General features: G+C 41.1%; 30 protein-coding genes. 23 read left to right on the plus strand and 7 right to left on the minus strand.

Annotated elements, in window-relative coordinates:
- From ACZ5XX_RS06230 to ACZ5XX_RS06295, 14 genes are all read left to right on the plus strand, one after another.
- Nucleotides 1-1023 carry an energy-converting hydrogenase A, subunit R gene (locus ACZ5XX_RS06230; protein ID WP_464583562.1) on the plus strand — a complete coding sequence of 341 codons (1023 nt, stop codon included), beginning with the start codon at nucleotides 1-3 and terminating at the stop codon, nucleotides 1021-1023.
- On the plus strand, nucleotides 1023-1913 hold the full coding sequence (locus ACZ5XX_RS06235) for a formylmethanofuran--tetrahydromethanopterin N-formyltransferase (protein WP_464583564.1): 891 nt from the start codon (nucleotides 1023-1025) through the stop codon (nucleotides 1911-1913). The genes ACZ5XX_RS06230 and ACZ5XX_RS06235 overlap by 1 nt, the downstream gene beginning before the upstream one ends.
- Nucleotides 1914-1939: 26 nt before the next feature.
- Nucleotides 1940-2848, plus strand: coding sequence for a carbohydrate kinase family protein (locus ACZ5XX_RS06240; protein WP_464583566.1), 909 nt, complete (start codon nucleotides 1940-1942; stop codon nucleotides 2846-2848).
- 61 nt (nucleotides 2849-2909) lie between these two features.
- Nucleotides 2910-4667, plus strand: a complete 1758-nt coding sequence (locus ACZ5XX_RS06245) for a heavy metal translocating P-type ATPase (protein ID WP_464586277.1) — start codon at nucleotides 2910-2912, stop codon at nucleotides 4665-4667.
- A gap of 26 nt (nucleotides 4668-4693) precedes the next feature.
- Complete coding sequence (locus ACZ5XX_RS06250) at nucleotides 4694-5086, plus strand: pyridoxamine 5'-phosphate oxidase family protein (RefSeq protein ID WP_464583568.1); 393 nt, start codon at nucleotides 4694-4696, stop codon at nucleotides 5084-5086.
- 30 nt (nucleotides 5087-5116) lie between these two features.
- On the plus strand, nucleotides 5117-6520 hold the full coding sequence (locus tag ACZ5XX_RS06255; RefSeq protein WP_464583570.1) for an asparagine synthetase B family protein: 1404 nt from the start codon (nucleotides 5117-5119) through the stop codon (nucleotides 6518-6520).
- Nucleotides 6517-6729, plus strand: coding sequence for an Asp-tRNA(Asn) amidotransferase subunit GatC (gatC, locus tag ACZ5XX_RS06260; RefSeq protein WP_464583572.1), 213 nt, complete (start codon nucleotides 6517-6519; stop codon nucleotides 6727-6729). Before ACZ5XX_RS06255 ends, gatC begins: the two co-directional genes overlap by 4 nt.
- A 19-nt stretch (nucleotides 6730-6748) precedes the next feature.
- A complete protein-coding gene (locus tag ACZ5XX_RS06265; protein ID WP_464583574.1) occupies nucleotides 6749-7222 on the plus strand; it encodes an allosteric regulator of homoserine dehydrogenase in 474 nt (157 codons plus the stop codon).
- 27 nt (nucleotides 7223-7249) lie between these two features.
- The gene (locus ACZ5XX_RS06270; RefSeq protein WP_464583576.1) at nucleotides 7250-8263 is read left to right on the plus strand and encodes a homoserine dehydrogenase; all 1014 of its coding nucleotides are present in this window, start codon (nucleotides 7250-7252) and stop codon (nucleotides 8261-8263) included.
- A 5-nt stretch (nucleotides 8264-8268) separates the two neighbouring features.
- Nucleotides 8269-9453, plus strand: coding sequence for a cofactor-independent phosphoglycerate mutase (locus tag ACZ5XX_RS06275; protein ID WP_464583578.1), 1185 nt, complete (start codon nucleotides 8269-8271; stop codon nucleotides 9451-9453).
- Complete coding sequence (pyrG, locus tag ACZ5XX_RS06280) at nucleotides 9450-11054, plus strand: glutamine hydrolyzing CTP synthase (protein WP_464583580.1); 1605 nt, start codon at nucleotides 9450-9452, stop codon at nucleotides 11052-11054. Before ACZ5XX_RS06275 ends, pyrG begins: the two co-directional genes overlap by 4 nt.
- A gap of 5 nt (nucleotides 11055-11059) precedes the next feature.
- On the plus strand, nucleotides 11060-12211 hold the full coding sequence (locus ACZ5XX_RS06285) for an A24 family peptidase C-terminal domain-containing protein (protein ID WP_464586279.1): 1152 nt from the start codon (nucleotides 11060-11062) through the stop codon (nucleotides 12209-12211).
- 68 nt (nucleotides 12212-12279) lie between these two features.
- Nucleotides 12280-12666 carry a class III signal peptide-containing protein gene (locus ACZ5XX_RS06290; RefSeq protein WP_464583582.1) on the plus strand — a complete coding sequence of 129 codons (387 nt, stop codon included), beginning with the start codon at nucleotides 12280-12282 and terminating at the stop codon, nucleotides 12664-12666.
- Nucleotides 12667-12688: 22 nt separating this feature from the next.
- The gene (locus ACZ5XX_RS06295; protein ID WP_464583584.1) at nucleotides 12689-13537 is read left to right on the plus strand and encodes a DUF2101 family protein; all 849 of its coding nucleotides are present in this window, start codon (nucleotides 12689-12691) and stop codon (nucleotides 13535-13537) included.
- On the opposite strand, the gene ACZ5XX_RS06300 is transcribed toward ACZ5XX_RS06295, so the two are convergent.
- Nucleotides 13524-13910: a hypothetical protein gene (locus ACZ5XX_RS06300; RefSeq protein ID WP_464583586.1), complete on the minus strand. Its 387-nt coding sequence runs from the start codon at nucleotides 13908-13910 to the stop codon at nucleotides 13524-13526. The two genes, ACZ5XX_RS06295 and ACZ5XX_RS06300, sit on opposite strands and share 14 nt — an antisense overlap.
- Nucleotides 13911-13960: 50 nt before the next feature.
- Between ACZ5XX_RS06300 and ACZ5XX_RS06305 the strand changes: the two genes are divergently transcribed.
- The 7 genes from ACZ5XX_RS06305 to ACZ5XX_RS06335 are packed head-to-tail and all read left to right on the plus strand — an operon-like array spanning nucleotide 13961 to nucleotide 20337.
- Nucleotides 13961-14842: a hypothetical protein gene (locus tag ACZ5XX_RS06305; RefSeq protein ID WP_464583588.1), complete on the plus strand. Its 882-nt coding sequence runs from the start codon at nucleotides 13961-13963 to the stop codon at nucleotides 14840-14842.
- Between the two features lie 6 nt (nucleotides 14843-14848).
- A complete protein-coding gene (locus tag ACZ5XX_RS06310; protein ID WP_464583590.1) occupies nucleotides 14849-16933 on the plus strand; it encodes a hypothetical protein in 2085 nt (694 codons plus the stop codon).
- Between the two features lie 2 nt (nucleotides 16934-16935).
- The gene (locus ACZ5XX_RS06315) at nucleotides 16936-17994 is read left to right on the plus strand and encodes a hypothetical protein (RefSeq protein WP_464583594.1); all 1059 of its coding nucleotides are present in this window, start codon (nucleotides 16936-16938) and stop codon (nucleotides 17992-17994) included.
- Between the two features lie 12 nt (nucleotides 17995-18006).
- On the plus strand, nucleotides 18007-18396 hold the full coding sequence (locus tag ACZ5XX_RS06320) for a hypothetical protein (protein ID WP_464583596.1): 390 nt from the start codon (nucleotides 18007-18009) through the stop codon (nucleotides 18394-18396).
- 6 nt (nucleotides 18397-18402) lie between these two features.
- Entirely contained in the window at nucleotides 18403-18813 is a 411-nt protein-coding gene (locus ACZ5XX_RS06325) for a hypothetical protein (RefSeq protein ID WP_464583598.1), read from the plus strand.
- 48 nt (nucleotides 18814-18861) lie between these two features.
- Nucleotides 18862-19653 (plus strand): hypothetical protein, encoded by a 792-nt coding sequence (locus tag ACZ5XX_RS06330; protein WP_464583601.1) that lies wholly within the window; start codon nucleotides 18862-18864, stop codon nucleotides 19651-19653.
- Nucleotides 19654-19656: 3 nt separating this feature from the next.
- On the plus strand, nucleotides 19657-20337 hold the full coding sequence (locus ACZ5XX_RS06335) for a diphthine--ammonia ligase (RefSeq protein WP_464583603.1): 681 nt from the start codon (nucleotides 19657-19659) through the stop codon (nucleotides 20335-20337).
- On the opposite strand, the gene ACZ5XX_RS06340 is transcribed toward ACZ5XX_RS06335, so the two are convergent.
- The 3 genes from ACZ5XX_RS06340 to ACZ5XX_RS06350 are packed head-to-tail and all read right to left on the minus strand — an operon-like array spanning nucleotide 20334 to nucleotide 22037.
- The gene (locus ACZ5XX_RS06340) at nucleotides 20334-20726 is read right to left on the minus strand and encodes an RNA-binding domain-containing protein (protein WP_464583605.1); all 393 of its coding nucleotides are present in this window, start codon (nucleotides 20724-20726) and stop codon (nucleotides 20334-20336) included. The two genes, ACZ5XX_RS06335 and ACZ5XX_RS06340, sit on opposite strands and share 4 nt — an antisense overlap.
- 13 nt (nucleotides 20727-20739) lie before the next feature.
- On the minus strand, nucleotides 20740-21273 hold the full coding sequence (locus ACZ5XX_RS06345) for an AAA family ATPase (RefSeq protein WP_464583607.1): 534 nt from the start codon (nucleotides 21271-21273) through the stop codon (nucleotides 20740-20742).
- A gap of 14 nt (nucleotides 21274-21287) precedes the next feature.
- Nucleotides 21288-22037 carry a 4-phosphopantoate--beta-alanine ligase gene (locus ACZ5XX_RS06350; RefSeq protein WP_464583609.1) on the minus strand — a complete coding sequence of 250 codons (750 nt, stop codon included), beginning with the start codon at nucleotides 22035-22037 and terminating at the stop codon, nucleotides 21288-21290.
- Nucleotides 22038-22124: 87 nt separating this feature from the next.
- Here ACZ5XX_RS06350 and ACZ5XX_RS06355 point away from each other — a divergent pair, with 87 nt between their 5' ends.
- Complete coding sequence (locus ACZ5XX_RS06355) at nucleotides 22125-22322, plus strand: hypothetical protein (protein WP_464583611.1); 198 nt, start codon at nucleotides 22125-22127, stop codon at nucleotides 22320-22322.
- 6 nt (nucleotides 22323-22328) lie between these two features.
- A complete protein-coding gene (locus ACZ5XX_RS06360; RefSeq protein ID WP_464583613.1) occupies nucleotides 22329-23357 on the plus strand; it encodes a M42 family metallopeptidase in 1029 nt (342 codons plus the stop codon).
- A gap of 2 nt (nucleotides 23358-23359) precedes the next feature.
- Here ACZ5XX_RS06360 and ACZ5XX_RS06365 read toward each other — a convergent pair whose 3' ends face one another.
- From ACZ5XX_RS06365 to trm14, 3 genes are read right to left on the minus strand one after another with little or no spacing between them, the layout of a single operon-like run.
- Complete coding sequence (locus ACZ5XX_RS06365) at nucleotides 23360-24082, minus strand: ATPase domain-containing protein (RefSeq protein WP_464583615.1); 723 nt, start codon at nucleotides 24080-24082, stop codon at nucleotides 23360-23362.
- Between the two features lie 12 nt (nucleotides 24083-24094).
- Nucleotides 24095-25363, minus strand: a complete 1269-nt coding sequence (locus ACZ5XX_RS06370; RefSeq protein ID WP_464583617.1) for a methanogen output domain 1-containing protein — start codon at nucleotides 25361-25363, stop codon at nucleotides 24095-24097.
- Nucleotides 25360-26424: a tRNA (guanine(6)-N2)-methyltransferase gene (trm14, locus tag ACZ5XX_RS06375; RefSeq protein WP_464583619.1), complete on the minus strand. Its 1065-nt coding sequence runs from the start codon at nucleotides 26422-26424 to the stop codon at nucleotides 25360-25362. The genes ACZ5XX_RS06370 and trm14 overlap by 4 nt, the downstream gene beginning before the upstream one ends.
- Nucleotides 26425-26433: the final 9 nt, after the last annotated feature.

The raw sequence follows: 26433 nt of genomic DNA on the forward strand, positions 1-26433 counted from the left end.
ATGAGAAAATTATTCGTAACAGACTGTGAGGGTCCTATTTCACTTAATGACAATGCATTTGAACTTGCCAGTCATTTCATACCGGATGGTGACAAGTTCTTCGCGGCGGTGAGCAGATACGATGATATATTGGCATATGAAATTAAAAGGCCTGGTTATAATGCGGGTGACACCCTTAAACTCATCACACCATTTTTGAAAGCCTATAATGTTACTAATGATAAGATAGTGGAATTCTCTAGGGAAAATATTAATCTGGTTCCATGGGCACGCCAATTACTCCAAAGAATCAGGGAGTTCATGCCATCCTATATTATAAGTACAAGTTACAAACAGTACATTGAAGCCCTCTGTAACCTCATCAACTTCCCATTAGAGAACACATATTATACAAGCCTTGACATAGACTCACATGAACTTCCAGAGGATGAACGGGAGAAACTTTTCCAATTCAAGGACATGATAGTGGAGAGCGCCGATTTCGAGACAATGGATAGGATATTCTTCAAGGAAATACCTAGGATGAGGATAGGCAAACTCATAGAGGATGTCAAAACAGTAGGGGGGGAAGGCAAACGCCTAGCCCTCAAGGAAATACTCGAAAGGGAAAAAATCCCCATAAAATCAACATTATATATAGGGGATAGTATAACCGATGTGGAACCCCTCAGGTACACTAGGGGGCGCGGCTTGGCAGTATCCTTTAACGGGAACCAATATGCTGTGAAGGAAGCTGATATAGTCATCATAGCAGAGAACGCCCTCCCAATAGGTTTGATCGCTGATTTACATTCACGTTTCGGCAGAGACTACATAATAGAATTCGTGAAAGCCTATACAATGGACCCTGAAAGGGCCCTGGAAAATTTCAGGATAAGCTACGATATTTTTGAAGAATTCATGAAAACATTTAAAAGGTTCCCAAAGATACTCATTCCAGACGATGACATAGAAGAGATAGTGGAGGAGAGCCTCCAAATGCGTAAAAGGATCAGGGGAGAGGCCATAGGAGGCCTAGGATAGTGGATGTTAACGGGACCATCATAGAGGATACATTCTGCGAAACTTTTAAGGGTAAGTGTGTGAGAGCCATAGTAACCGCCCATGACAAAGAAACACTTAAAAAGGCGGCGTATGATGCCACTTCCACGCCCGCAGCAGTCATAGGGAGACTGGAAAGTGGTGTTGAATCATTCATTGACAAGGATATGACCCCTGATTCAAGGCATGGTGCCATCCTCCAATTCTATTTTGCCCTTGATAACATGAAAAAATTTGAAGTGGAATTATCCTATAGGATAAGACAAGACATCCTAGTGAAGCCTTTCACAAGCCTTTTTGATGCAAGTTTAAAACCAGAAGGATACATTGACATGATGAGGCATGTTGGACATTGTGGCGACGGATACGAGTGGATAGAGACCATCTATGGGAGGAACATGATCATAGTGCCTATAGGAGTGCCAGATTTCAAAATAGAAGCCAGACTAGGATACCAGACGGGTATAATGGGCGCCAACTTCTGGTACATGTGCAAGGATAAAGAATCCGTGCTTGAAGCGGGCAAAAGCGCCATAGAAGCCATAAGACGGATAGATGGGGTTATAGCGCCGTTCGATATCTGTTCAGCCCCATCAAAACCCGAAACAAGTTATCCATGGATAGGCCCCACAACAAACCATCCATATTGTCCATCACTAAAAACAAGACTAGGCAAAAAATCTAAAGTCCCAGATGGAGTCAAATACATACCAGAGATAGTGATAAACGGACTTTCCCGGAAAAAGGTCATAGAGGCCCTTAGGGTAGGTGTGGAAGCCGTATCCAGATTTGATGGTGTGATAAGGGTTTCAGCCGGCAACTACAAAGGTAAACTAGGTGATGATAAAATATTCCTCCATGAACTATTCTAAAGTGGATGAATCCTAGGGGATTTTAAATGCTTGATGCAGTAGGCTTCGGAGCCCTTAACATGGACCAACTCTACATGGTTGACAAGATCATAGGCCCAGAAGAGGAAACCATAATCAGAGGATTTAGGGAAAGTTGCGGCGGTTCAGCAGCTAATACAATCATAGGCCTTTCAAGGTTAGGCCTTAAAACAGCATACATTGGCAAGGTAGCAATGGACAGAGAAGGCATTAAACTTAAAAAAAACCTTGAAAGGGAAAAAGTCAACTTAGATCTTCTCACCACCACAGAAAAGGGTAGAACTGGTAAAGTAATAGGCTTCGTGGATGAACATGGACAAAGGGCACTCTACCTAGACCCAGGCGTCAACGACACCATAAAAATCGATGAGATAAAAATCAGCCTAGTAGAGAACAGCAGATTACTTCACTTAACATCCTTTGCAGGTGAAGGCTTACATGTCCAGGAGACATTACTAGAGAGGTTATCTTCCAAGCCGCTCATAAGCTTAGATCCAGGGAACATATACGCCAAAAAGGGGATTGAAATTCTTAAAAAGCTTATAGAGTCTGTTAATATCCTATTATTAAATGAGATGGAACTTGGGATGATGATAGATCACCATGGACCTTACAGAGAGGCTGCGAAACTACTAGCAGATGAAGTTGATGTTATCATAGTAAAAAGGGGCTCTTCCGGGGTTTATGGGCTTATGGACGGCCTAGAAGTGGAAGTACCAGCCCTAGATGTTGAATGTGTAGATACAACCGGGGCAGGTGATGCATTCAATGCAGGATTCTTATATGCATGGCTCATGGGACATGACCTTAAAAAATCATGCTATTTTGGGAATTATATAGCATCCTATTGTATACAAGGATATGGCGCAACCAACATGCTACCCTCAAGTGAAGCTACAAGAGTGTTAAAAAAATAAGCCGGGATCATCTATGCCTTATACTAAAAGAATTATACTAATATCTATTAGCTTGTTTGTCATGGGATTCTACTTCCAATATAATGGGCACAGCCTCCCTGCCTTCATACTATTCACAGCAACTGTTTTTGTATCAGGCCTAGAAACATTCAAGGAGGCCTTCATATCACTCTATCATCGCAGATTCACAATAGATCTCCTTATCACATTAGCTGTTATGGGAGCATACTCACTTGGAGACTATCCTGAGGCGACCCTTGTAGTTCTATTATATTATATCGCAGAATATCTAGAAGAGCATGCTACAAGCCAGGCTTATGAATCCATAAGAGACCTTATGCGACTCAAACCAGAAATAGCAACGATAAAAGTTGGAAAAAGAGAGGTTAAAGTGGAGGCTGGTAAAGTACAACCTGGAGAGATAATGATAATCCGTCCTGGGGACATGATACCCTTGGACGGGGAGATAATAAATGGTTCAACTTATGTTGACCAATCAAATATTACAGGAGAATCCAAACCGGTCCCTAGGACTGTTGGTGATGAAGTATTCGCTGGTACAATAAACCTTGAAGGCTACCTTGAAGTCAAGGTCACAAGGAATTCTGAAAGAACGATTATAGCAAGGGTCATAGAATTGATAGAAAGGGCTAGGATGAAAAGGTCGTCCAAGGAACTTTTCATGGACAAATTTGCATCATATTATACGCCAACAATTATAATAGCAAGCATATTAACAGGTATTATCCCAAGCATAGTCTTGGGTAACCCAGAAATTTGGATATACCGGGCCCTCGTGCTAATGGTGATCGCATGCCCTTGCGCCCTAGTAATATCAGTACCAGTTGCGATGATATCAGGGATAACAGCAGCCACAAGAGAGGGGATACTAATCAAGGGTTCAAGTTACCTCGAAGAGATGTCAAAGGTAAAAACTATTGTATTTGACAAAACAGGCACGTTAACACAAGGTGAATTAACAATAAAAGGAATAAAAACTTACAATAACACTAACATATTAAAAGTTGCCGCCTCATTAGAAAGAGGGTTAAGGCATCCGATAGCAGAGGCGATAACTAACTTGGCAGAGGAGAAGGGCTTGGAACCATTGAAAGTCGAAGATTTGGAATACAAGCCAGGATATGGCATTCAAGGCAAGGTAGAGGGTAAATTATACTTCCTAGGCCAAGACACCCGGCAAGAGTCTGAGGATACATCCATTTTCCTAGAAAGTAGGGGAAAAGTCATCGGAGAAATAACATTAGAGGATAAACTGAGGCCATCAGCCCCCACCCTAATAGGAACACTATCAAAGGAAAATATTAGGACAATGATCTTAACCGGCGATAATCCAAAGGTCGCGGAGAAAATAGCAAGGGAACTTAAAATCGATAAATACATCGGAGGCCTGCTCCCAGAGGACAAATTCGACATTATAGGGGGTTTAAGATCCGATGGGGGGGTTGCCATGGTTGGTGATGGTGTAAATGACGCTCCAGCCCTTGCAGCTGCAGATGTTGGAATCGCAATGGGGACCAGAGGCTCTGACATAGCCCTTGACACCGCGGATATAGTGCTCATCGATGATGACCTCCAAAAGGTACACCAAATAATAGAACTCGGGAAAAGGACCATGAGGATAGTTAAAGAGAACATATTCCTTTCAATAATCGTTAAGGGGTCCTTGGCCCTTCTTTCAATTTTTGGACTGGTATCATTATGGATGGCTGTGGGCATCGGTGATATGGGACTTTCACTTGCAGTAATCCTCAATGGACTGCGCAGTAACCCAAAAGCTTTTATTTCCTCCACCAAATAAGATAAGCATAGGGGGAGGATAAAAAGATGTTAACTGATGAGATGAAGGAGGCCATAGAAAAGAATCTTGTTTTCGTAGCAACGGCAAGTAGTGATGGCACGCCTAATGTGGTGCCCATTGGATTCACAAGACCGATAGACGATAAAAGGATACTAATAGTAGATGTTTTCATGAAAAAGACCATAGACAATCTCGAAGAAAACCCTAGGGTATCACTTATAGTCCAGAACGCTAAAGAGCACCCATACCAATTTAAAGGAACAGCAGAGGTATTCAAATCAGGCAAATTCTTTGAAGAGGCTGTTGAATGGGCGCAGAATGTTATGAGTGAAGTAGAACCGAAATCAGCCGTTCTAGTAACTATAAAAGAGATATACTCTGTGAAACCGGGGCCTGATGCCGGTAAAAGGATAAAATAGTCATTTTCTTCCTCTTTTTTGGGGTTTGAGATGTGTGGGATAGCAGGTTTCATAGGTGAAAGGGCCCTGCCAAAACTCCTTAAAATGTTAAGGGTCCTAGAACATAGAGGCCCCGACGCCACAAGAATATACTATAAAAAAGCAGATCCAGCACACCCCATTCACGGGTTTAAAGGGGATGTGGCTATAGGCCATAAAATTCTCATAACAGATAAAAGAATCCCCCGCATAGGAGACCAGGGCATAGTAGTCTGTGATGGTAGAATATACAATCCAAGAACAGAATCGGCCTCTAAGCTCATATCAGATTCTATGAGAGAGTATGGGGTGATGGAAGCCCTTCGCATGATCATGGACAAGTTTGATGGTGATTATTCATTCGCCTTTTTTGATGGTGAAGATATTATCCTTGCAAGAGACCCAATAGGCATTAAACCACTCTATTACAAGCTTGGAAAAGGTTTCATAGCATTCGCATCTGAACGCAAAGCCCTATGGAGTATAGGCATACAAGATCCAAAGAGACTACCTCCTGGAACAATCCTAATAAACCGGAAAATTATAAGATTAAAAAGATTACCAGAGAAAATCGAGACAAAATGGGATTATAATACCGCCAAGGAAAGATTAGGAGAAGCGCTTGAAAGGGCTGTTAGAGAGAGAATCCAAGACCTTGAAAGGGTTGGTATATTATTCTCTGGGGGGGTTGACAGCACCATCATCACCCTGCTCGTAAAAAAATATGCCGAGCCTATATTATATACTGTTGGCAGTAAGGGATCGCAGGATCTCATATTCGCAGAGAAGGCGGCTCAAGAGCTTGGAATAAAGCCTAAGATCATAAAAGTCACCCCTGGGATGATCAAGGACGCGCTAAAACCTGTCTTATCTGCTATAGAGGAGTTTAATGTTATGAAGATAGGTGTGGCCATGCCACTCTATTTCGCATCCAAAGCTGCCCATGCAGATGGAATTCGAGTCATAGTTTCGGGCCAAGGAGCTGATGAACTCTTTGGAGGATACCATCGCTATCTCCGATTATATAAGGAGGGTGAGGACAAACTTGTTGAAGCCTTTAAAACCGATATACAAGAAATGTACCATGTAAACCTTGAAAGGGATGATGCCACTGCAATGGCAACAAGTACAGAATTGAGGGTTCCGTTCCTTGACAAGGAAATTATAAACATAGCCTTTAATATACCAATAGAGTATAAGATAAAAGGTAGTGATGACAGTCTAAGGAAGCACATACTCCGTGACCTTGCATTAGACATGGGAGCGCCAGCTTTTATCGCTAAAAGGCCCAAGAAGGCCGCCCAGTACGGTTCGGGGATAGATAAGATTTTGAGACGGAATATACTGCCAGGTTTTGATCATAAATCCTTCATGGAAAATTTGAGGATGGGATTTTATAAGGGGTATCATGTATGATAGAAAAGGAAGCCGAAAAGATACTAGAAGAGTTTTCCAAGGCCCTTGAGAAGGTGCCTGAACTTGAAGAGACACACTACATAGTGGATAATCTTAATAGGACAAGAGCTGATAAGAAACGGAAACACAACCCTAAACGGATACTAAAGAACGCCCCAGTAGACGAAGAGGGTAACATAATCGTGGAAAGGGGAGAATGGACCCAATAAAGAGGTGTTAATATTGCGGATGAGCCTAGTTCTTGAACTCCAAGATGTCCCAGGACAACTGGTAGCCGCCCTTGAACCAATAGCCAGCGTAGGTGCGAATATCGTCACCATAATCCATGAAAGGGACGTGAAGACAGGGGCGCTTGTACCAGTACAGGTAACCATTGAAGGGGATAAGGAAACCTTGGACCTTGCAATAAAAAAACTAACAGAGAAGGGTATAAGGATAATAGAGAAGGATGGCATCCCACTCAAAGAAAAGGTAAACGCCATCCTAGTAGGTAAAATCTCTGAGGAAGAACTAAAGGGTATAGTAGATAACATAAACAATCTAGAGGGTGTTAAAGTCGCTGACCTCTCACTTAAAATGTCAACTACAAGTTCAACAATCAAGGTTACAATGGAAGCAGAACACAACAGCCTAGGATTATTAGAAGATAAGATCCATAAAATCGGGGTGGAACATAGGCTGCTCGTCATCACAGAAACATAATAGTGAACTTTTTGGAGGATTTTTTTCATGAGAATTTCCATCGTAGGATTTGGTGCTGTTGGCCAAGGAGTTGCAAAGGCTATAAGATCAACCCAGGAAAGACTGAGAAGAAAATACAATCTCAAAATTGATATAGTAGCCGCAGCAGACTCCAAAGGAGCCGCGATACAGGAAGATGGACTAGACCCCCAGAAACTCATAAAGGTCAAAACAGAGAAGGGGAGTGTAGCCTATTACCCAGATCATGGCCATGAGGACATGGACAGCCTCCAAGTACTTGATGAGGTTGAATATGACTGCCTCGTGGAGGTCACACCCACAAATATTATAACAGGAGAACCCGGCAAATCCCTCATAACAAAGGCCATAGAGGATGGGAAGGATGTTGTAACATCCAATAAAGGCCATTTATCATTATTCTACAAGGAACTGGTCGGTTTGGCTAAAGAACATGACGTAAATTTTAAATTCGAAGCATCTGTTGGGGGTGCCATGCCTATAATAAACTTTGCACAGGAGACACTACCATCCTCTAGGATAGAGTCTATAATAGGGATACTTAATGGTACAACCAACTTCATCCTCTCAAGGATGACGGCTGAGGGCTCATCATACGAACAAACATTAAAAGAGGCTCAGGAGCTTGGAATAGCTGAAACAGACCCCACACAGGACGTTGAAGGGTTAGATGCGGCATGTAAATCTGTAATATTAGCGAATGCCGTGCTTGGGCGAGAATGCACCCTAGATGATGTTGAAGTTACGGGGATCACAAAGATAACACCAGAGGCCATAGAACTTGCAAAAGAAGACGGATATCATATAAAGCTCATAGCAGAAATATCACATGAGATACTACGAGTAGGCCCAAGACTCGTGAAAGACACATCACCATATGCTGTTGATGGCACTCTTAACATGGCAACCCTCCGCACAGACCTAGCCGGGGAAATAACAGTCATAGGCAAAGGTGCAGGTTCACTAGAAACAGCATCAGCAATACTCACAGACATAATAAATATATGGAAATCCAAACATTGAAGAATATGAAATACGTGATACTCATAGGAGACGGGATGGCAGACTACCCCATACCAGAACTCGGAGACAAAACACCATTACAGGTAGCTGAAAAACCCAACATGGACCAGGTGGCCAAAGAAGGGGCTAACGGGCTCCTGAAAACAATACCAAATGACATGGAACCTGGATCAGATGTTGCGAACCTGGCCATAATGGGTTACAATCCAAAAAAATACTATACAGGGAGAGGACCCCTTGAAGCCGCTAGCATAGGAGTAGAACTCAAAGAAGACGACATCGCCTTCAGATGCAACTTCATAACAGTCCATGATGGCCGTATCATAGATTTCAATGCCAACCATATAAGTACAAGCGAATCCTCAGAACTGATAAAAACCCTAAACGAACATTTCAAGATAGGCAAATTTTATACAGGTATAAGTTACAGGAACTTATACATTTACCCTGACAAAAGGGCCCTAAAAGTCAAAACCAAACCACCACATGATATCATAGGAGAACCCATAGAATATCATCTACCCTCAAATGGAGAAACCGCAAAAAAACTAAAACAGATAATAACAGAGTCCCACAGAATACTTAAAGACCACCCAACCAACATAGAAAGGTCTAAAAGGGGTAAACTGCCCGCTAATATGATATGGTTATGGGGACAAGGCCAAAAGCCGCGAATGGAAACATTAAAAGAAAAATATGGCCTCAAAGGTGCCACGATAACTGGAGTGGATCTGATAAAAGGCCTCGGAGTCTACCTAGGATTGGATAATATTAACGTCCCAGGGGCCACAGGATACCTAGACACTGACTACAAAGCAAAAGGCAAATATGCGATCAAAGCCCTCCAAGATCATGACATAATCTTCATACATGTAGAGGCCCCTGACGAAGCAGGACACGCAGGTGACATAAAAGAGAAGATAAAAGCCATTGAAAATATTGACTCCAAGATACTGGGCCCACTATTAGATGAGCTGCCATCATATAATAGTTTCCGCCTAGCTTTACTAGCAGATCATCCGACACCCATAAAAGTAGGTACACACACACCAGACCCAGTACCATACGCCATTTGCGGCGAGAACGTGAAAAAGGATAATATAAGATCATATGATGAAGAATCCGCGAAAAAGGGCCGACTAGGCATATCCGTGGCATGGAAACTATTAAATAAGCTTATAGGGAGTTGATTACCCTGGCAAAGTATATAATCGTAACCGGTGGTGTTGTAAGTTCCATTGGTAAAGGCATAACAGCAGCATCCATCGGGAGAATATTAAGGTCCTACGGACTAAAGGTTGCAGCCATAAAAATAGACCCATACCTCAACTGGGATTCAGGGACACTAAACCCATACCAACATGGTGAAGTCTTCGTAACAGAAGATGGGATGGAAACAGACTTGGACCTGGGACACTATGAGCGTTTCCTTGATGTGAACCTGCCAGGAGAATCCAACATAACCACGGGGAAAGTATACCTTTCAGTGATAGAGAAGGAAAGAGCAGGCAAATACCTAGGATCATGTGTACAGATCATACCCCATATAACAGACGAGATAAAGTCCATGATCAGAAAAATAGCCTCAAAAAGTGGTGCAGAAGTAGTCATAGTAGAAGTAGGTGGGACGGTAGGTGACATAGAAGGCCAACCGTTCCTTGAAGCATTAAGGCAACTTAGAAACGAAGAAGGATACCATAACGTCATGTTCATACATGTAACCTATGTACCATATTTAAAGGCTGCCGGAGAATTCAAAACCAAACCCACACAACACAGTACAAAAGAACTTCGCAGCACAGGCCTAGCCCCTGACATGATAATATGCAGGAGTGAAACACCCATAACATCCTCTATCAAAAAAAAGATAGCACACTTCTGTGATGTTGAAAAAAAAGCCGTGATAAACGCACCCGATGTCCAATCAATATATGAGGTTCCACTAGTACTCAACAAGCAAAAAGTGGGGGAATACATCACAGAAAGGATAAACTTAAAGGTTAAAGGTGATGGCGACCTCTCAGAATGGGCCAAGATCGTTAAATCCCTCAAAATAAAAAAACCCATCGTCAAAGTGGGTATAGTGGGAAAATACGTGGAACTCGAAGACTCATATATGAGTATAAGAGAAGCTCTGAGACACGCCGCAGCGCATCTAGGCGTTAGAGTGGATATAGGATGGATAAGCGCCCATAAAAACTTGAACAGGGAAAAACTTGGAAGATTTGACGCGATCCTCATACCAGGAGGCTTCGGTGAAAGAGGAATCGATGGAAAGATATATGCTGCAAAATATGCACGAGAAGAGAAGGTTCCAATATTCGGGATATGCCTTGGAATGCAATGTATGGTAATAGAATTCGCACGTCACAAAGGCCTTGAGGGCGCTCATAGCACAGAATTTGATAATAAAACACCATACCCTGTAATCGATATGATGGAAGAACAGAAAAAGATCAAGAAAATGGGGGGTACAATGCGCCTAGGAGCCTACAAATGCAAACTAAGACCCGGGACAATCGCCCACAAGGCATACAAGAAAGATTTTATAAGTGAAAGGCACAGACACCGCTATGAACTTAACAATGAATACAGGGACCGATTAGAGAAGGATGGGCTTGTAATAGCGGGGACAACACCAGACAATTTCCTAGTGGAGATCATAGAACTAGAGGATCATCCATGGTACCTAGGATGTCAATTCCATCCAGAATTTAAATCACGACCAAACAAGCCACACCCGCTCTTCGTATCATTCCTAGAAGCAGCTATAAGGAATAGTAGGCCGTGATCGCAATGTATCTAATTTTACCAGTTCTAGTAGCATTGTTAGCTAGTTTATACGCTGCATATAGTGACCTTAAGGAGGGTATAATCCCTAACAGGTTAACATTCCCACTCATAGGCTTTGGTATACTACTAGACGCTATTTTCAGCTACCAATTAGGGGATGCAATGTTTTTTGTTTATGCAATAATATTCACTGGTATGGTTTTTATACTCTGTTATATCCTCTGGAGGTTGGGTGCTTGGGCTGGCGGTGATGTTAAATTGTTCACTGGCCTTGCAGCACTTTTACCATTTCAGCCATCTTTGGTACGGTATTCTGTCCTGGGAGTGTCTTTTCCCATCATAGCATCTTATCCATTCCCATTAACTTTAATAATAAATAGTATATTGGGTATACTCCCATTCCTCATACTTTTCATTTTTTATATAATATTTAATTATAAGAGGCATTTGCTTGAAGAGCTTCTAGAACCTATAAAAGATTATAAAACCTCTTTAATCTTCGCCTTTGTCATAATATCAGCCATAACATTGACGTTGATGATAACATCTATTTTTTCGCTGCAGATCCTCTTACTCATATTTATTCTAATCTATATCCTTACAATGATAATATCAAAACTACCAAAGAAACTGAAGATCATGATAATATCTATCGTAACTTTATATTCTGTCTATCAAAACCCACAATTAACAATAATTGGAATATTAACTTTATGGGCTTCTATAATCATATTACAGATTATAAGGAAACTTCTTGGTAAAGTGAGCAGAGAGGCCCTACAAGACAAAGTAAGAATAGAAGAGCTTGAGGATGGGATGATACTAGCCCACAAACTCTACAAGGAAAACGACAAATATTATTTCGATGATAGAAGCTTTCTAGACAAAATTAAAGAGGCTGTAAGAACAGGCAACCTAAAGAGCCTATACCCAGGGAAACTCGTATTAACATCCATGGCCGCAGGTCTTACAAGAGAGGATATTAAACTGCTAGTAGAACTTGCAGAAGAGGGTAAGATCCCTAAGAAGATAATGATAAAGAAGGGTGTTCCATTTGCCCCAGCAATATTCATAGGCTTAATATTTTCCCTATTTATAGGAGACATTGCAATGCTACTTTTAAAAATCTTTAGTATGATAAGAGGAATAAACTAATATATTTGATTACGGAAATAGATAATACTATGATGGATGAGAAGGGTCAGGTTTCAGTTGAATATCTTATGCTGATCTTTGTGGCCATACTTATACTCGGAACCATAACCCTACCCTTGGTTGGTAAGGCGATAGATGCTAGTAATGATGTTTCAAGGGCATCAGATGCAAAAATCGCAGTTGAGACTATTGCAAACGCGGCTGATGTCGTATACGCGAATGGACCCGGGGCTAAAAGGACTGTTAGCTTTTATATACCCCAAGATGGTACGTTGGGTTGCGATAACAATATGATATATTTCACTATAAAATTCAGTAACAATACTATGCGGAATATAACAGCCATAACACAATATAATATAACATCAAATAGCGTGCAATTGACAAAGGGATGGCATAACGCAACTATCACATGGCCCATAAACACAAGATCTATAGTAATTGCGATAGTCTAAAAAAAGTTTGAGAGGTCTAATTATGGGATTTTTTTCCACACTAGGCGAAATTGTCATAAATTTCTTTTATCTGATAGGCACCTTTATCATTGAACTCATAAAATTACCAGAAAGGATAAGAGCAGGGACTATTAGAGAAAATATTAAAGAAATATTCAGGAAATGGGGTGAAATAGGCTCAGCAGATGTCTCCAAGATTAAAATAATGAAGAAGGCCAAAATCAAGAACATCTCAGAAGATGATGCGCCAATCATGGTTAAGGGCACTCGCTTTCATCCTTCAGAAAAAGAGAATACTATCCTAAGACTTCAAATATCGGCTGTAGCATTTATCACTGTCTCAATACTATACTCCCTTAATCTTATTTCATTTATCATATTCGCTCTTTTGGGAGTCTCGATTATATTTTTGATATCTTATATCCTTCATTATCAAGTTAGAGTCATGTATGTGGAGGATTTTAATGCCTATAGAGATTTCTTCATAATGTATATAATGGTAGGATTCCTCATAGTATTAGTCGCGAACAACCCCGCTTTTTCTACATCATTCTTTTTCGCATTTTTCCCATCACTTAGCATCCTCATATTCGCAGTAATCGCTGTTGTAACAGTATTTTTAATATTTAGAGTAAGATATTATAGAGATTACACATTAGGAGAGGTTATAGAGGCTGGTAAGAACACGTCATATGTACGTGTGGACTATGATATAAGATCAAATGTGAAACCAGACACTTATATCGTTGAAAATAATGGATTTAAAGTTAAGGAAAATGATATTGTGAAATTAGCAATTGAAGGTTCGCTATTTAGTGCAAGGGGTAATCAACCGACAAAAATAATAGAAATAGTATCTAAACAACGATAGTATAGGTCCTGTCACCTACTTTAACGGTATTATAATTTAACTGGCTCCCTCCAATATCAAGGATGGATTTTATTGTCCTATTAATCACAAATGGTTTATAGTTTTCAGGTAATGGCCGGTCAAATACTAAGGTGATGGTTTTATCCTTTTCACCTGTTACTCTGATACTCTCTAATTTGATCGGTTGCATTGAAACATTAGAATATACAATTTCAGTGGCAGCTGTGGAAGCCCCTTCCCTAACAGATGATATAATATTATTTTCCTCCATCTGAGGACCTATAAAAGATGCGAAAACTAATATTATAATCAAGATAAATGACACTATTAAAACAAATTCCGCAGAAACTTGGCCCTGCCTACCAATTATCATAATAATATATTATATTATAAAAGATATATAAAATGAATGGGGGTGAGTATTTGAAAATTATAAAAGATAAACAGGGTTTCGTATTTTCACTCGATCTTTTGTTAGCCCTTATTCCGCTCACAATACTCTTCGGCACATTAGTAATAAGCATGGATAATATAACATATCTTTCCCAGAGCACTATATTCCAAAGCTCTTTGGAAAGACACGCCTCTGACGTGGCTGATGCGCTCGTAGAGACTTCGGGAGTCCCATATAATTGGGAACAGACAGGTAACCCATCCACCATCGGCCTCGCGAGATATGATCTAACGAAAAATCTCAGTGAGAAAAATTATCTGGCCCCCGCTAAGGTAGCTGCAATGGATGCTGACGAACTAGGAGAACTCATAGGACCAGAATATGACTTTTTCCTCAATATAACAACAACAGATGGTCTGAACATAAAAACCCTAGGCTCCTACAATGAGAGCGCCCCGAACATTGCGAGGGTTGAAAGGTTCGTTCTCACAACCAAACTTGAACGTATAACATCCCTAGAGGGACTTATAAGGGATGCTGGACAACCCAGAACCTATACCACAATATTCCCAACCAACAATGCATACCTACAAATATACGATTACTGGGTGATAGTCATAAACCGTGGCTATGATTCAGCATTTGTAGATGTAAACGGTAACCGTGTAATACCACCAGATGAGATAAATCAGCACATAACCGAGATTAAAAAGCAGATCAACGAAACCTACCTTTATAACGATACCATATTCCGGGACAATATATTGGTTGTGAGGACGCAGAGCAACCCTGGAGCATCAATGGACGTCTATGTTATTGCAGCCCCAAAGGGCACGCCTCCAAGCCAGATAAACCTTGACAATATAAAGATTAGAACAGCAAAACTAATCCTCTACCTCTGGACGAGGTGATCAAAATTGGATGAAAGAGGATTTATATTCACAACAGATGCGATCCTTGCACTCATCATATTCTTCATTTTCATAACCTCAATATTAACCTACTATGTCCTACCAGCATATATGGGTGCGGATCATCAACGCCTCGAAGCAATGGCCGCAGACGCCCTTGAGGTAATGAGAGAAGATGGAACACTACAAGCCGCCGCAGTTAAATACGCGGCCGGAGACGATTCAGCAGCCCAAACACTACTCCAGGAAGAACTAGAATCATTAATACCCCCAGATACTGGTTACAAACTCACAATAGGCCCGTATGCTCCAGTAAAGGATGATAGGGGGATAAGCGTTCCAAAGGACATGGCATCAAGGGCGATCGTAATCTCGGGCCCAAGGGAGGGTTGGCTCGGACGCGCATGGTACAAGGTTGAGGAGATCACGATGGAAGACCAGACAATAAATTCCACCACAACAGTCTGGAATTTCCACAACTGGCTCACCAACTTCGACCCATGGAGCAGTGGTTTAAGTACTAACCCATATTGGGGTGGTGGCAGCTCACCACGGGACATCCCATTCATGGTCCCATCAAATAATATAATATGGGGTAAATTCCTCATAGGTTCATGCAACCGCAACAATGGCTCGTCATATGGTGCAACTGTCTATATTAACGGCCAACCCTACAATATATCCAATTCAAGTTTCACTTTCCTGAATATTAGACCTAACACTTTAAATCGTATGTATAATTATCAGGGAAATATTTCCAATCTTGTGGGCGGTTCAAACAATTTCTATGTGAATTTCAAAGAAATGCGTCAGTGGCAAGGATATGATATGCCATGGTTTTCTATCCTCGCGAATTATACTACAACAATAAAAGTCCCTAAGGGCATAATAACAATGACCTTCCCATTTAATGATGCTGCAGGCCTTGCAGTTCCAAACCCCCAGGATTTGGACGGAGACGGACAATTAAATGAGTATGGTAGGATCTATAATCTCCAAACAGGTACCCTTAGCAACTTGTATAACTCTAGGACAATAGCATGGAATAATATGGTGAGGCAAAACCATAGTTATTGTGATGGTCAACCATTTGTTATAACTAATGTTAATGGAGAGAATGGATGTGCCGTTTCGGTTGTTCAGGATATACCTATTCCTGCTGGTTCACGGATATTTGATGCTTATACAGTTATAAACCCTTATGGTGGTGTTGACAATGCTCTAGTCGAGGTCTGGGATGGAACGGCATGGAGTGTTGTCTTCTGTTCTTTTGATTATGGTGGTGTTGATTACAGTGCAAGAAGTGATGGTTATGGTAACGTACCTGGTATAATTTATATAGGGGACTATCTTAGGGCTGGCAAGACCAATAAGGTGCGCGTTACAATATGGGATCAAGTACCTAGTAATGATTATGACCTTGTGGGTCTTGTAGATTGTTACAGTACGGTTTCATATAGTGCGCTTCCTATAAGATGGCAGAATTTCCCATTCCCAAGCTACCAGAATAGTACAAATACCACAGCCCCAATTGATTCATTTACGATAGGACCCGATGCCCAGAGGGTCATATTATTCCTTGGGACAGGACTCGACACAAGAAGCGTTTCAGTAGAAGTTAAAAATTCTACAAGTGGTTGGGTGAGACTCTATAGTGGTTCTCCACAGTATGCGATAGATATCGGTTCAATAGATGTTACAGGAAGCAAAGTATTCACAAAGAGTGGCACCCCTGAAAATTACACTACTAAACCAGGAACATATCAGATTAGAGTGACTGTAAATTCCAGCGCATCATGGGAATCCGGCGACATTGGAGGTACTACGAGTTATTATCGAAGTTATTCTAATGCGGAGATTTATTCAGGTACGCGGGTGGCTGTTATCTATCCAAAATTCCTTGCTAATATGTGGGCCAGCGCCTATGCAAATGATGCTTATACTGCGCAGGCTATGGCGCGTCAGAACCTTATAGACATGTTACAACAGTCAGGTTACCCCATAGATCCTAATCTTATAAAAACAGAGGCTTTATATACCGGTAATCTTCCAAATGTTTTGCCCGTAAGATTAGACTTATGGAGGGATTAAATTTGTATAATGACGAGGGAGGTTATGTTTTCACGCCCATGACGGTCTTACTATTCATCCCTATTATTATCATGGCCATAGCGTATGCCGATATTGTGAATGAGGCCAATATGTTAGCTGCACTTGCAACAGGTGGTGATGTTACAATAACTGTTGTTTCCTCCCTTTATCCCGATCTTGAGAAAGCTGCTAGTGATGCTGGTCGTAACGCGGCCTATAATGCCACGAGGATGGTTATTGATAATGCAACAGCTGGGGATCCTAATCCATTCTTTGAACCTGATCAAAGCAAGATCTACATCAGAAATCGTGTTGTTGACGCCCTTAATGTCTATATAATAAATTCGACTCTTACTCTTGAGAGGGAGACTGGACGTGAAATATATATAAATAATATTCCAGTCAATAATTATACTGGCGTGGTATTAACAACTAATGATGTTAGTATAACCCAAGAGGATCCATTCGGTTTCTATGTGACCATTAGGGCGGGGATACCAATCAAGGTTGTGCAGAAAGGTCAATCTTTTGAGGGTAAAACTCCACAGCTAAAAGCCTATGTGAGTATTGAAGGACTTGAAGACCCTTATATCTGGATAAATACCAAGTATCGTCAAAGTAATGTTATATACAAATACCCATATTATGCTACTAATGGTACATACTATGATTATCGGTTAAATGAAACAGTTGATGATGATAGTCATCTCCAGTACCTATGGTATTGTCTCGATGGTACTGATAATCCAAGTACCATAACGCCACGCCCATATTATATCGTGGATCGTTATGGACTTTCATTCTTTGACCGCTTAGAAAATCGTTCAAGTGGAACCAATTCTGTGGCAGGGATGAGTACATTCATAATAGGTGATCCCCTTCTCGAAGACCATAATGGGAACCAGTACATTTCTAAGATTGATCGTGAATATTTTGCAGGTATTGCAGGTTCAACGATAAAGGTTAGAGGCCATCCATTCTATGACCCGCTTGGGGCTCCATTCTGCCTCTCAGATTTCTATAAGGAGCTTCTTGGACTTGCCAAGAATAATTACGGTTAAAGGTGCATGTGTATGGATGATAAGGGTGTTCTAAGCGCCGACTTATTATTCGCAACGCTCATAGCCGTTCTCATAATAGTAGGGATGGTTGGTCTAGTAGAGAGTGAACTTTCAAAGACTCAGATAGGTGAACTTGGAAAAGCCCGCATGGCAGGTGAAAGGGTCGCTGAAGCCATAAATACGGTATATGTCAATGGCCCGGGATATGGGGTGAATTTAACATTACCTTCTGGGGCATATACAATAAATGTCAACAATAGGATGATCACAGTCAATTATGGAAACTATAAAATAAATTTAACTATTATACCCAAAACTGGTGTTACACCAGCAGATCTTAGCGCAGGATCATATAATCTAAGAAATGATAACGGAATCATAAAAATAACAAAGATAACGTGATATAAGATGAGATGGGAACATAAAGCACTTATTGGAATAGTTGCTATAGCCTCTTTACTAATCTTCTATGCTTATAGTCCCTTCTTTTCAAGGGAGGGGTCCACATCACCCCCACAGGCTTCGCCTCCACCAGAACCACAACCGGTACCAGTAGTAGTCCCAGCATCCAATAATTCATCAAACAATACTAATTCCACGGGAGATCTTGAAATAACCGCCGAAAAGGCCAAGGAGATAGCATCAAAACAAGGACATGTCACCGGAGAGCCAACATCTGGCTCCATAAACATCCAAGGGAATAATATTGAAGTATGGATAGTGCCACTCTACAAGGGCGGGAAACTCACAGAAAGGGTATATATAAGTAAAACAGACGGTAAAATAGTTGCAACAGAAAATCCCATGAAAAAAGACTGAAGGACATAAAAGACTTTAAAGGGTTTGTCAAAAACATGGGGGAAAACGATGAATGTCATAATAACCTTAATAATGCTCATACTATTCATAATACTTTTGGCCTTCGTATTCTCTGTGGGTCTTATGACCCCAGTTGTCGGTAAAAAGAACCTGCTTTTTGTCATATTCATAGGTTTCATGGTTGGTGTTATCGGGGGCACATTTTTTATCCTACCAGTATATGATGATATACCTGGCATGGCCCGGAGCTTTTATGAGAGCATATATAGTAGCCCTGAGACAGTCTATGTTGACTTGTCCTATGATACCAATATCAGGGAATTCATTAGGGACGTTAAAGGCATTGAAGGTGTTGAAGATGTTAAAATGGAATATGTTCTCTTAAAAACTGATAATTTTACTAGTGGACGTGGAGAATTAATAGAGAAGGGCATACCATTTATAGATTCTAATGTAACATATTGTAAGGCGAATCCCAATGGGACCATCATATTTAAGGTTAAAGGTGATGATCCACGGGCCACCATTGACAGAGTATCTGATTGGCTCATATTAACCGATGAAATCTATACAAGATACAGTATAATACGTGTGTCTATTGACACCCATGCAAATAAGATCCCAAATTTAAAAGAATATCTTTCATCCAAGGGCATCGCAATAGCCTCCATTGAAGGCCCAGTAGAGGAGAAGATTAAAGGTCTCAGGGCTGCCATGCCACCCAAATCTGCGGTAGTAGTCTCCTGCGGCTTCATCGGCATGTTAGCTGGACTCGCAGGCATATTCATAGATAGTATCATGGCCTTCCTAGCCACTATCAGGAGAAAAATGGGGAGATAAGCTTTGGATGCGGCTGTACTTTATTCTGGTGGTAAAGATAGTACAATGGCACTCTACAGGGCCATGAAAAATGATAATGTAAGATATCTAGTATCCATGGTCTCAGATAACCCATATTCTTACATGTTTCATGTGCCTAATATAAGGTGGACGCGTTTATCTTCCAAGGCTATTGGCATACCATTAATCGAGGGTTCAACAACTGGAGTAAAGGAAGAAGAACTCAAGGACCTTAAAAGACTTTTAAAAGTGCTCAGGGAACGGAGAGTTAAAGTATTATATTCAGGGGCTATTGCTTCCAGTTATCAGCGTTCAAGGATCGAAAGACTCTGCCGGGAGGCTGGACTCATCTCAAAAACGCCCCTCTGGCACGTGGACCCGTTAAAGTATATGATGGAAATCCTTGATTTGAGGTTTGAGGTTATTGTGACTGCGGTTGCAGCGGAGGGTTTTGACAGTTCATGGCTTGGACGCCGAATAGACCAGAGGATGCTCACAGAATTAAAAAATTTGAATAGGGAGCATGGTGTTCATTTGGCATTTGAGGGTGGTGAAGCCGAGACATTCGTCCTTGACGGGCCAATATTCAAAAGGAGGATCAAGATCTTAGATGCCGAGAAGAGGTGGTTCCAGGATAGTGGCGTTTTGGAGATAAGGGATGCCATTCTCGTGGATAAAGATTAGTTGGGTTCTTCTTCGATTTTGGGTGCTAACCAGTTGATGACCTCTTTTAGGTTCTCTGCTATGATTTCCACTTTTATATCACCGAGGGGTGATATCTCCTCTTCTAGTATGTTAACCTTGCCTATGAATGCAGCTTGTTTGTTAAGGTAAAATGTTGTCCTATTACCTGTAATGTTCTCGTATAATACTTTTCTTGCTGTTGAACGTATTCTCCTCTTCTCTAGAGATTCTCTGAGTTCTTCTAGGACTTCTATCCCACCTTCGCCTTGGATTGAATCATTTCTCTCCTTGACTTCTATTTTTGGGAATATGTTAAGTACGCTCTCTAATACCTTCCGGGGGTTTTCTGTTGCTTTTATCCTGGTTTTGACCTTAACTTCACATTCCATGGGGTGTCCAACCTTAACAGTTCATTGTAGCCTTCTTTAGTAATTTTTTCGCGTTTTCTTTGAATCTTTGGAGGGGGCCTTCATTTATTATTATATAATCTGATGTTGCTATAACGTCTCCAAGGCCGAATCCTAGTTCTCTCTGGTCTCTTTCCATGAATTTTTTGTAATCTTTTGTGTCGTCTCTTCTCCCCCTCCTTTGGAGGCGTTTGAATCTTGTTCTCCTGGTGGAGAATATTGATATTACCTTGAATCCTTTGTAACGCTTTTTAAACATTTCAACTTCGTAGGGGCTTCTTATGCCCTCTATTAGGATCTTCCCTCTTTTAATGCTTTCTATCTTGGGGATGCATTTTTCTGCTATTATATATTCTCCGTGCTCTTTCCTTAGTTGCACTGCCGTCTCCCCTGGATCTTTCCCTATTTTCTCTGCTTCCTCCCTTATGATGTCACCCATCCGTATTATGTGGTAGCCCATCTTCTCTGCGATACTTGATACCACTCCTTTACCTGATCCTGGCATCCCAGCCAATCCTATAATCCTCATCTAGTCTCTCCCTTTTAGAGTTTTCGCATCCTTTGAAGGTCTATTAAACGGAGCATATCCTCCAAGTTCTTTTTATTGTTGAATTCTTCTAGGATCTTTTCTAGTTCATCCTTTTTGTAATCTCTTAATTTTTTCACGTATTTTATGAGGAGGGGTATGGCCCTTACTATGTTATCTGTGATGCTGATATCAGCCCGTTGTGATGTTCTCGATAATGGGTTGAGGTCCACGGTTATGATGGTTTTACCGGCATTTTTAAGCACTTCAGCCCTGTCTCCATCCTCTAATGGTACTAGGACAACATCTGCGGTGTATATGCCCCTTGGACTTGCTGTGGCCCTTGGACTCTTTATACCCTTGAGGTGTTTGAGTTCTTCCCTGTCTGTTCCCAGAACTTCCCTTGCACCAGCCTCCTTGAGTATTTCCTCTATGAGTTTAACTCTCTCGGGTGTTCTGTGGAAGAGGTTTATCTCTATCTTTGCATTTAGTAGTCTTGCAAGTTCAACTATCCCCCTTGGGACGAGAGCGGCTGTATTACCATTCACTGACAATACAGGGTTCTTGGCCAGTAATAGTAATGCCGCGGCTGCTTTAATGGCCCGGATTGCCGGTCTTCTTGTTTTTTCCCCTATAAGGTAATCGAAGGCTTCTCCCCTCCCATGGGCTATGATACCGGCATCTGCAAGCACTCCTTTATGGTAAGCTTCTAGGATCTTTTCCCGTAACTTCAATGATCTGTAACGTGGATGCCCCTTTTCAACCATGAAAATAGATTCCCAAAATTTACTATAAAATAATTACCCCCCATATTATTATGGGTATGAAACTATCAATTATTAGAGGTGATATTCTTGGCTGAGGAAATTGAAATTAAAAAGAAGAAATCTAAGGATAAATGGGGAGTCTACCTTGGATGCATATTCATATTAATAGGTGCTATATGGCTCCTCGTCGCCTCGGGCATAATACCAACAGCCTATTTGCGTTTTTGGCCACAAGTTCTCTTGATAATCATGGGGATACTCATACTCATTAAGTCGTTGGGGTAGGTTAGGATGTTTGATTTGATGAAGCGTTTATCAGAAGCTAATGGCATATCAGGTTTTGAAGATGAGATAACAGAGATAATGAAAGATGAACTTAATGGACAAGTGGATAGTATAGAGAAGGACAATCTCGGAAATCTTATAATGACAAGGAAAGGCGACCCAGAAGCTCCTAGTATAATGTTAGCAGCTCACATGGACGAAATAGGCCTCATGGTACGCTACATTGACAAGAAAGGTTTCATAAGATTTTCAAAGATCGGTGGAATAAATGATCAGATGCTTCTCAACCAACCAGTGGAAGTCCATGGAAAAAAGGGTCCAATAGCAGGGGTTATAGGTTCAAAGCCGCCGCATAGGATGAAACCAAAGGAGAGAAAAAAGGTTACAAGTTATGAGAAAATGTTCATAGACATAGGGGCAACTTCAAGAGAAGATGCAGAAAAACTCGTGGGAGTAGGGGACCCTGTAACCTTTAAAGCCCCATTCAAGGAACTCCCAAACAGATTATTCAGTGGTAAAGCCCTTGACAATAGGATAGGCTGCCTCATACTAATAGAAGTTTTGAAGGCTGCTGAAACACGGGCAACAATATATGGTGTTGGCACAGTCCAAGAGGAGGTGGGCCTTAAGGGTGCGAGGACATCAGCATTCAAATTAAACCCTGACATGGCCCTGGCACTTGATGTTACAATAGCAGGGGATCACCCGGGTATGGAGGAGGAGGATGCTCCGGCCAAGCTCGGCAAAGGACCGGCAATAATTTTAACTGACGCCAGTGGTAAGGGCATAATAACCCATAAGAAGATCAGGGACTGGCTTATTTCAACCGCGAATGAAGAAAACATACCTGTACAGTTAGAGGTGAGCGAGGGCGGTACGACAGATGCAACAGCAATACATTTAACCCGCGCCGGTATACCGGCAGGGGTTGTGTCAGTACCTACAAGGTATATTCACACGCCTGTAGGTATTGCGAACATGGATGATATTAAAAATTGTGTTAAGCTCATCCTAAAGGCCCTTGAACGCCTATGAGCTTATTCATATTTCACCTTTTCTATTATTTCGATGCCGTTTTCACCTATCCTATAAGGTACGAAATCTACTGGTGTTCTTGTACTGCGCATTTTAATGATGTCCATGACTCTTTCCCTTCTACCAGTGTAGGGATTCTCCCTTTTTATGAGGTTTATAGCACCATAAACTGAAAATAGTGCTATTTCATTAAATTCTCTGGCGGTTGCACTATCAAGTATTATCAGACTCGTTATATTCCTCTTCTTCAGTTCATATACAAAGAAATCGAACCTATTCCTGAACTCATAGGGTGTTAAATTGCCGGTGTGACTTCCAAGATTGTCTATGATAAGGACTTTGGTATCGGGTGGAACTTCCTCTAGGAGTCTTCCAATGTCTTCGTTCATTGATTCTATACCGATCTTCATCTCAGCCTCTGTAACTACGGCTCTTGCAGCGGCGAGACTCATTATCTCTAATTTACCATCCTCGATTAATGGCGTTATATCCCAGCCAAAGGAGTTGCACTGGAAATTGAGGTCTGTTTCGTCCTCTTCTGTAGTAATATAGACTGTCCCAAAACCCTCTTCTGCACTTTTTATAGCGAATTGCAAACTCATTATTGTTTTACCAGAACCTGCATCCCCTGTTATGAGTATGCTGCGGCCTACTGGGAATCCCCCCAGTATTTCATCTAAACCTTTTATGCCCGTGCTTATCCTCTGAAGTTTTTCCAATTTCAACGCCTCCCCCTATTATATGTGGAATTCGAATTCAAGTTTTTCTCTTTTAGGTGTTTGGATCACGTTCCCTTTAAGCCTTGTCCATGTGAAGCTTCTCAAGAGTATTGTCCTGAACATGAGGGAAAACATAGGGTTTATCTTCACATCACCCCATGGGATTGTTATGAATTCAAATTTGTAGTGGTCTGCTCCCTTTCTTATTCTTGTTTTTATTCCAAGGTTTTTGAGGAATGATTCTAACCATGATATATAGGCTTTGAAAACTTCTTTAGGGTTCTCTATTTTCTTTGTCCTGATCTGGTGTAGTAGGCCTTTCCTTTTCATGTGTTCATTGAATGAGGCTTTGAGATTTTCTTCGAATTTGTCCCCGAAATTTTTTATTATAGTATTTCTAAGTTGTGGTGGGACTATTGACGTGAATACTGGGATGGCTGATAAGAGGAACCCATATACTTCGCGTCTTGTTTTTTCCCTGATCAATTTTAACTTTCTTTTATCGGATTCCACTTTTGCTGTTATATCATGCCCTATAAGTTGTATAAAATTTTCCCCATTTTTTATGGTGGAGGCGTATAACTCGAGGTAGTGTTTTCTCCCTTTCTTGTCTTTTATTTTCACTTGCACTGGATTATCTAGACGGTCCTTGAATGGTTTTACAAGTTCTTCCATGAACTTCTTGAATTCTCCTTTGTTGATGACACCCATTTCTTTGAGGATCTTAACATGCCTTTTATAACATTTTTTCCTGGGGAACCCTGTAACTCTTTCAAAGGCGTTATTAAGGAGCACTATCTTCCCAGTCCTATCTAGGAGCATGATAAGGTCTGGTGAAGATTCTACCAATTTACGGTATCTTTCTTCGCTTATCCTGAGCTTTGATTCTATCATATGCTTGTAAATGGCTACTTCAATTGCACTGTGTAATTCCCTATCCTCGAATGGTTTTATAAGGTAACCGAATGGTTCTGTTTGTTTCGCCCTATCAAGGGTTTCTTTATCAGAGTGGGCTGTGAGATACACTACTGGAATATTATAGTCCCTTTTTATGACCTCTGCGGCTTCTATACCATCCATCTCCCCTTTTAGTACAATGTCCATGAGAACTAGGTCCGGTTTCTTCTCCTTTATAAGTTTTAGGGCTTCCTCCCCCGAACTTGCTATACCCACAACCTCGTAGCCTAATAATTCGGCTCTATGTTTAATGTCGAGGGCTACTATACTTTCATCTTCAACTATTAGCAATTTTATGGCCAAGTCAACCCAAACCTCCGCCGAGTTCATATAGTTAATTTAAATATTTTCACTGGGAGATTACCATATATTATTGGTGTTTCGGTCCATTCATAGTCTAATTTGGTTGCTGTATTCTTCAGGATTTTTTCTTGGGGTGTTAGGAGTGTTATACTCCCATTTTCTGTGAGGATGTTCTTCGCGGTTTTGAGGAAATTATGGTAGAGTTTTTTGATTTTCGATTTTCTCCCGACTCTGATCCCATATGGTGGGTTTGTAACGATGTTGTCGGCTTCTTGAACATACTTTTCTAGGTGTTCCGCGTCGCCTTGCTTGATCTTGATGAAGTCTATACCAAGTCTTGATAGTGTCTCTTGGCAGCCTTTAACGTGTTTCCTGAACTTTTCAATGCCCATGATTTTAAGTTTATGGTCGAATTGCAGTTTTTCACACTCTCTAAGGTGGCCTGGTGGGATGTTGCTCCCCATGAGGGCTGCTTCGACTAGTATGGTGCCGCTACCACACATGGGATCTACTAGTATATTCTCTGGCTTCCACTTGGATATTTTAAGGAGTGCGGCTGCTATTGTCGGGTTGAGTGGTGCTGGGTGCTGGTATACCCTGTAGCCCCTCCTATGCAATCCTTTGTCCCCGGTGGTGTCAACGCCTACCAGTAGAAGGTCATGGATTAATTCGACCCTGATTATATTATCGGGGGAGTCTAGGTTTACTTTGAGGCGTTTTTCAGCCGAGGATTGGTAGCTTTTTATGATGGCGTCACCAGCCACCCTTGCAATGTCCATGGAGTTAAAGTTGTGGACGCCCACTCTCTTCGATCTTACAGCGAAACTTTCACTTGGCCTTATAAATGAAAAATCAATGTCTTTAATCTCATTGTAGATATCCTCAAGTCCTGTGACCTTAGTGGATTTGAGTAGTAGTATGATCCTTTCACAGGTCCGTGCATGATAATTTAACTTGTCGATTAATTTTTCATCGCATTTAAAATAGACTCTACCATTACTGTATTTTTTTAGTTTACCCCCTAGCTCTTGGATTTCCTCTGCTGTTATCTTTTCCAGTCCCCTGTGTGTTGTAGCATATACTTCCATCTTCTTATT

This window comes from Methanothermobacter crinale, assembly GCF_055397825.1.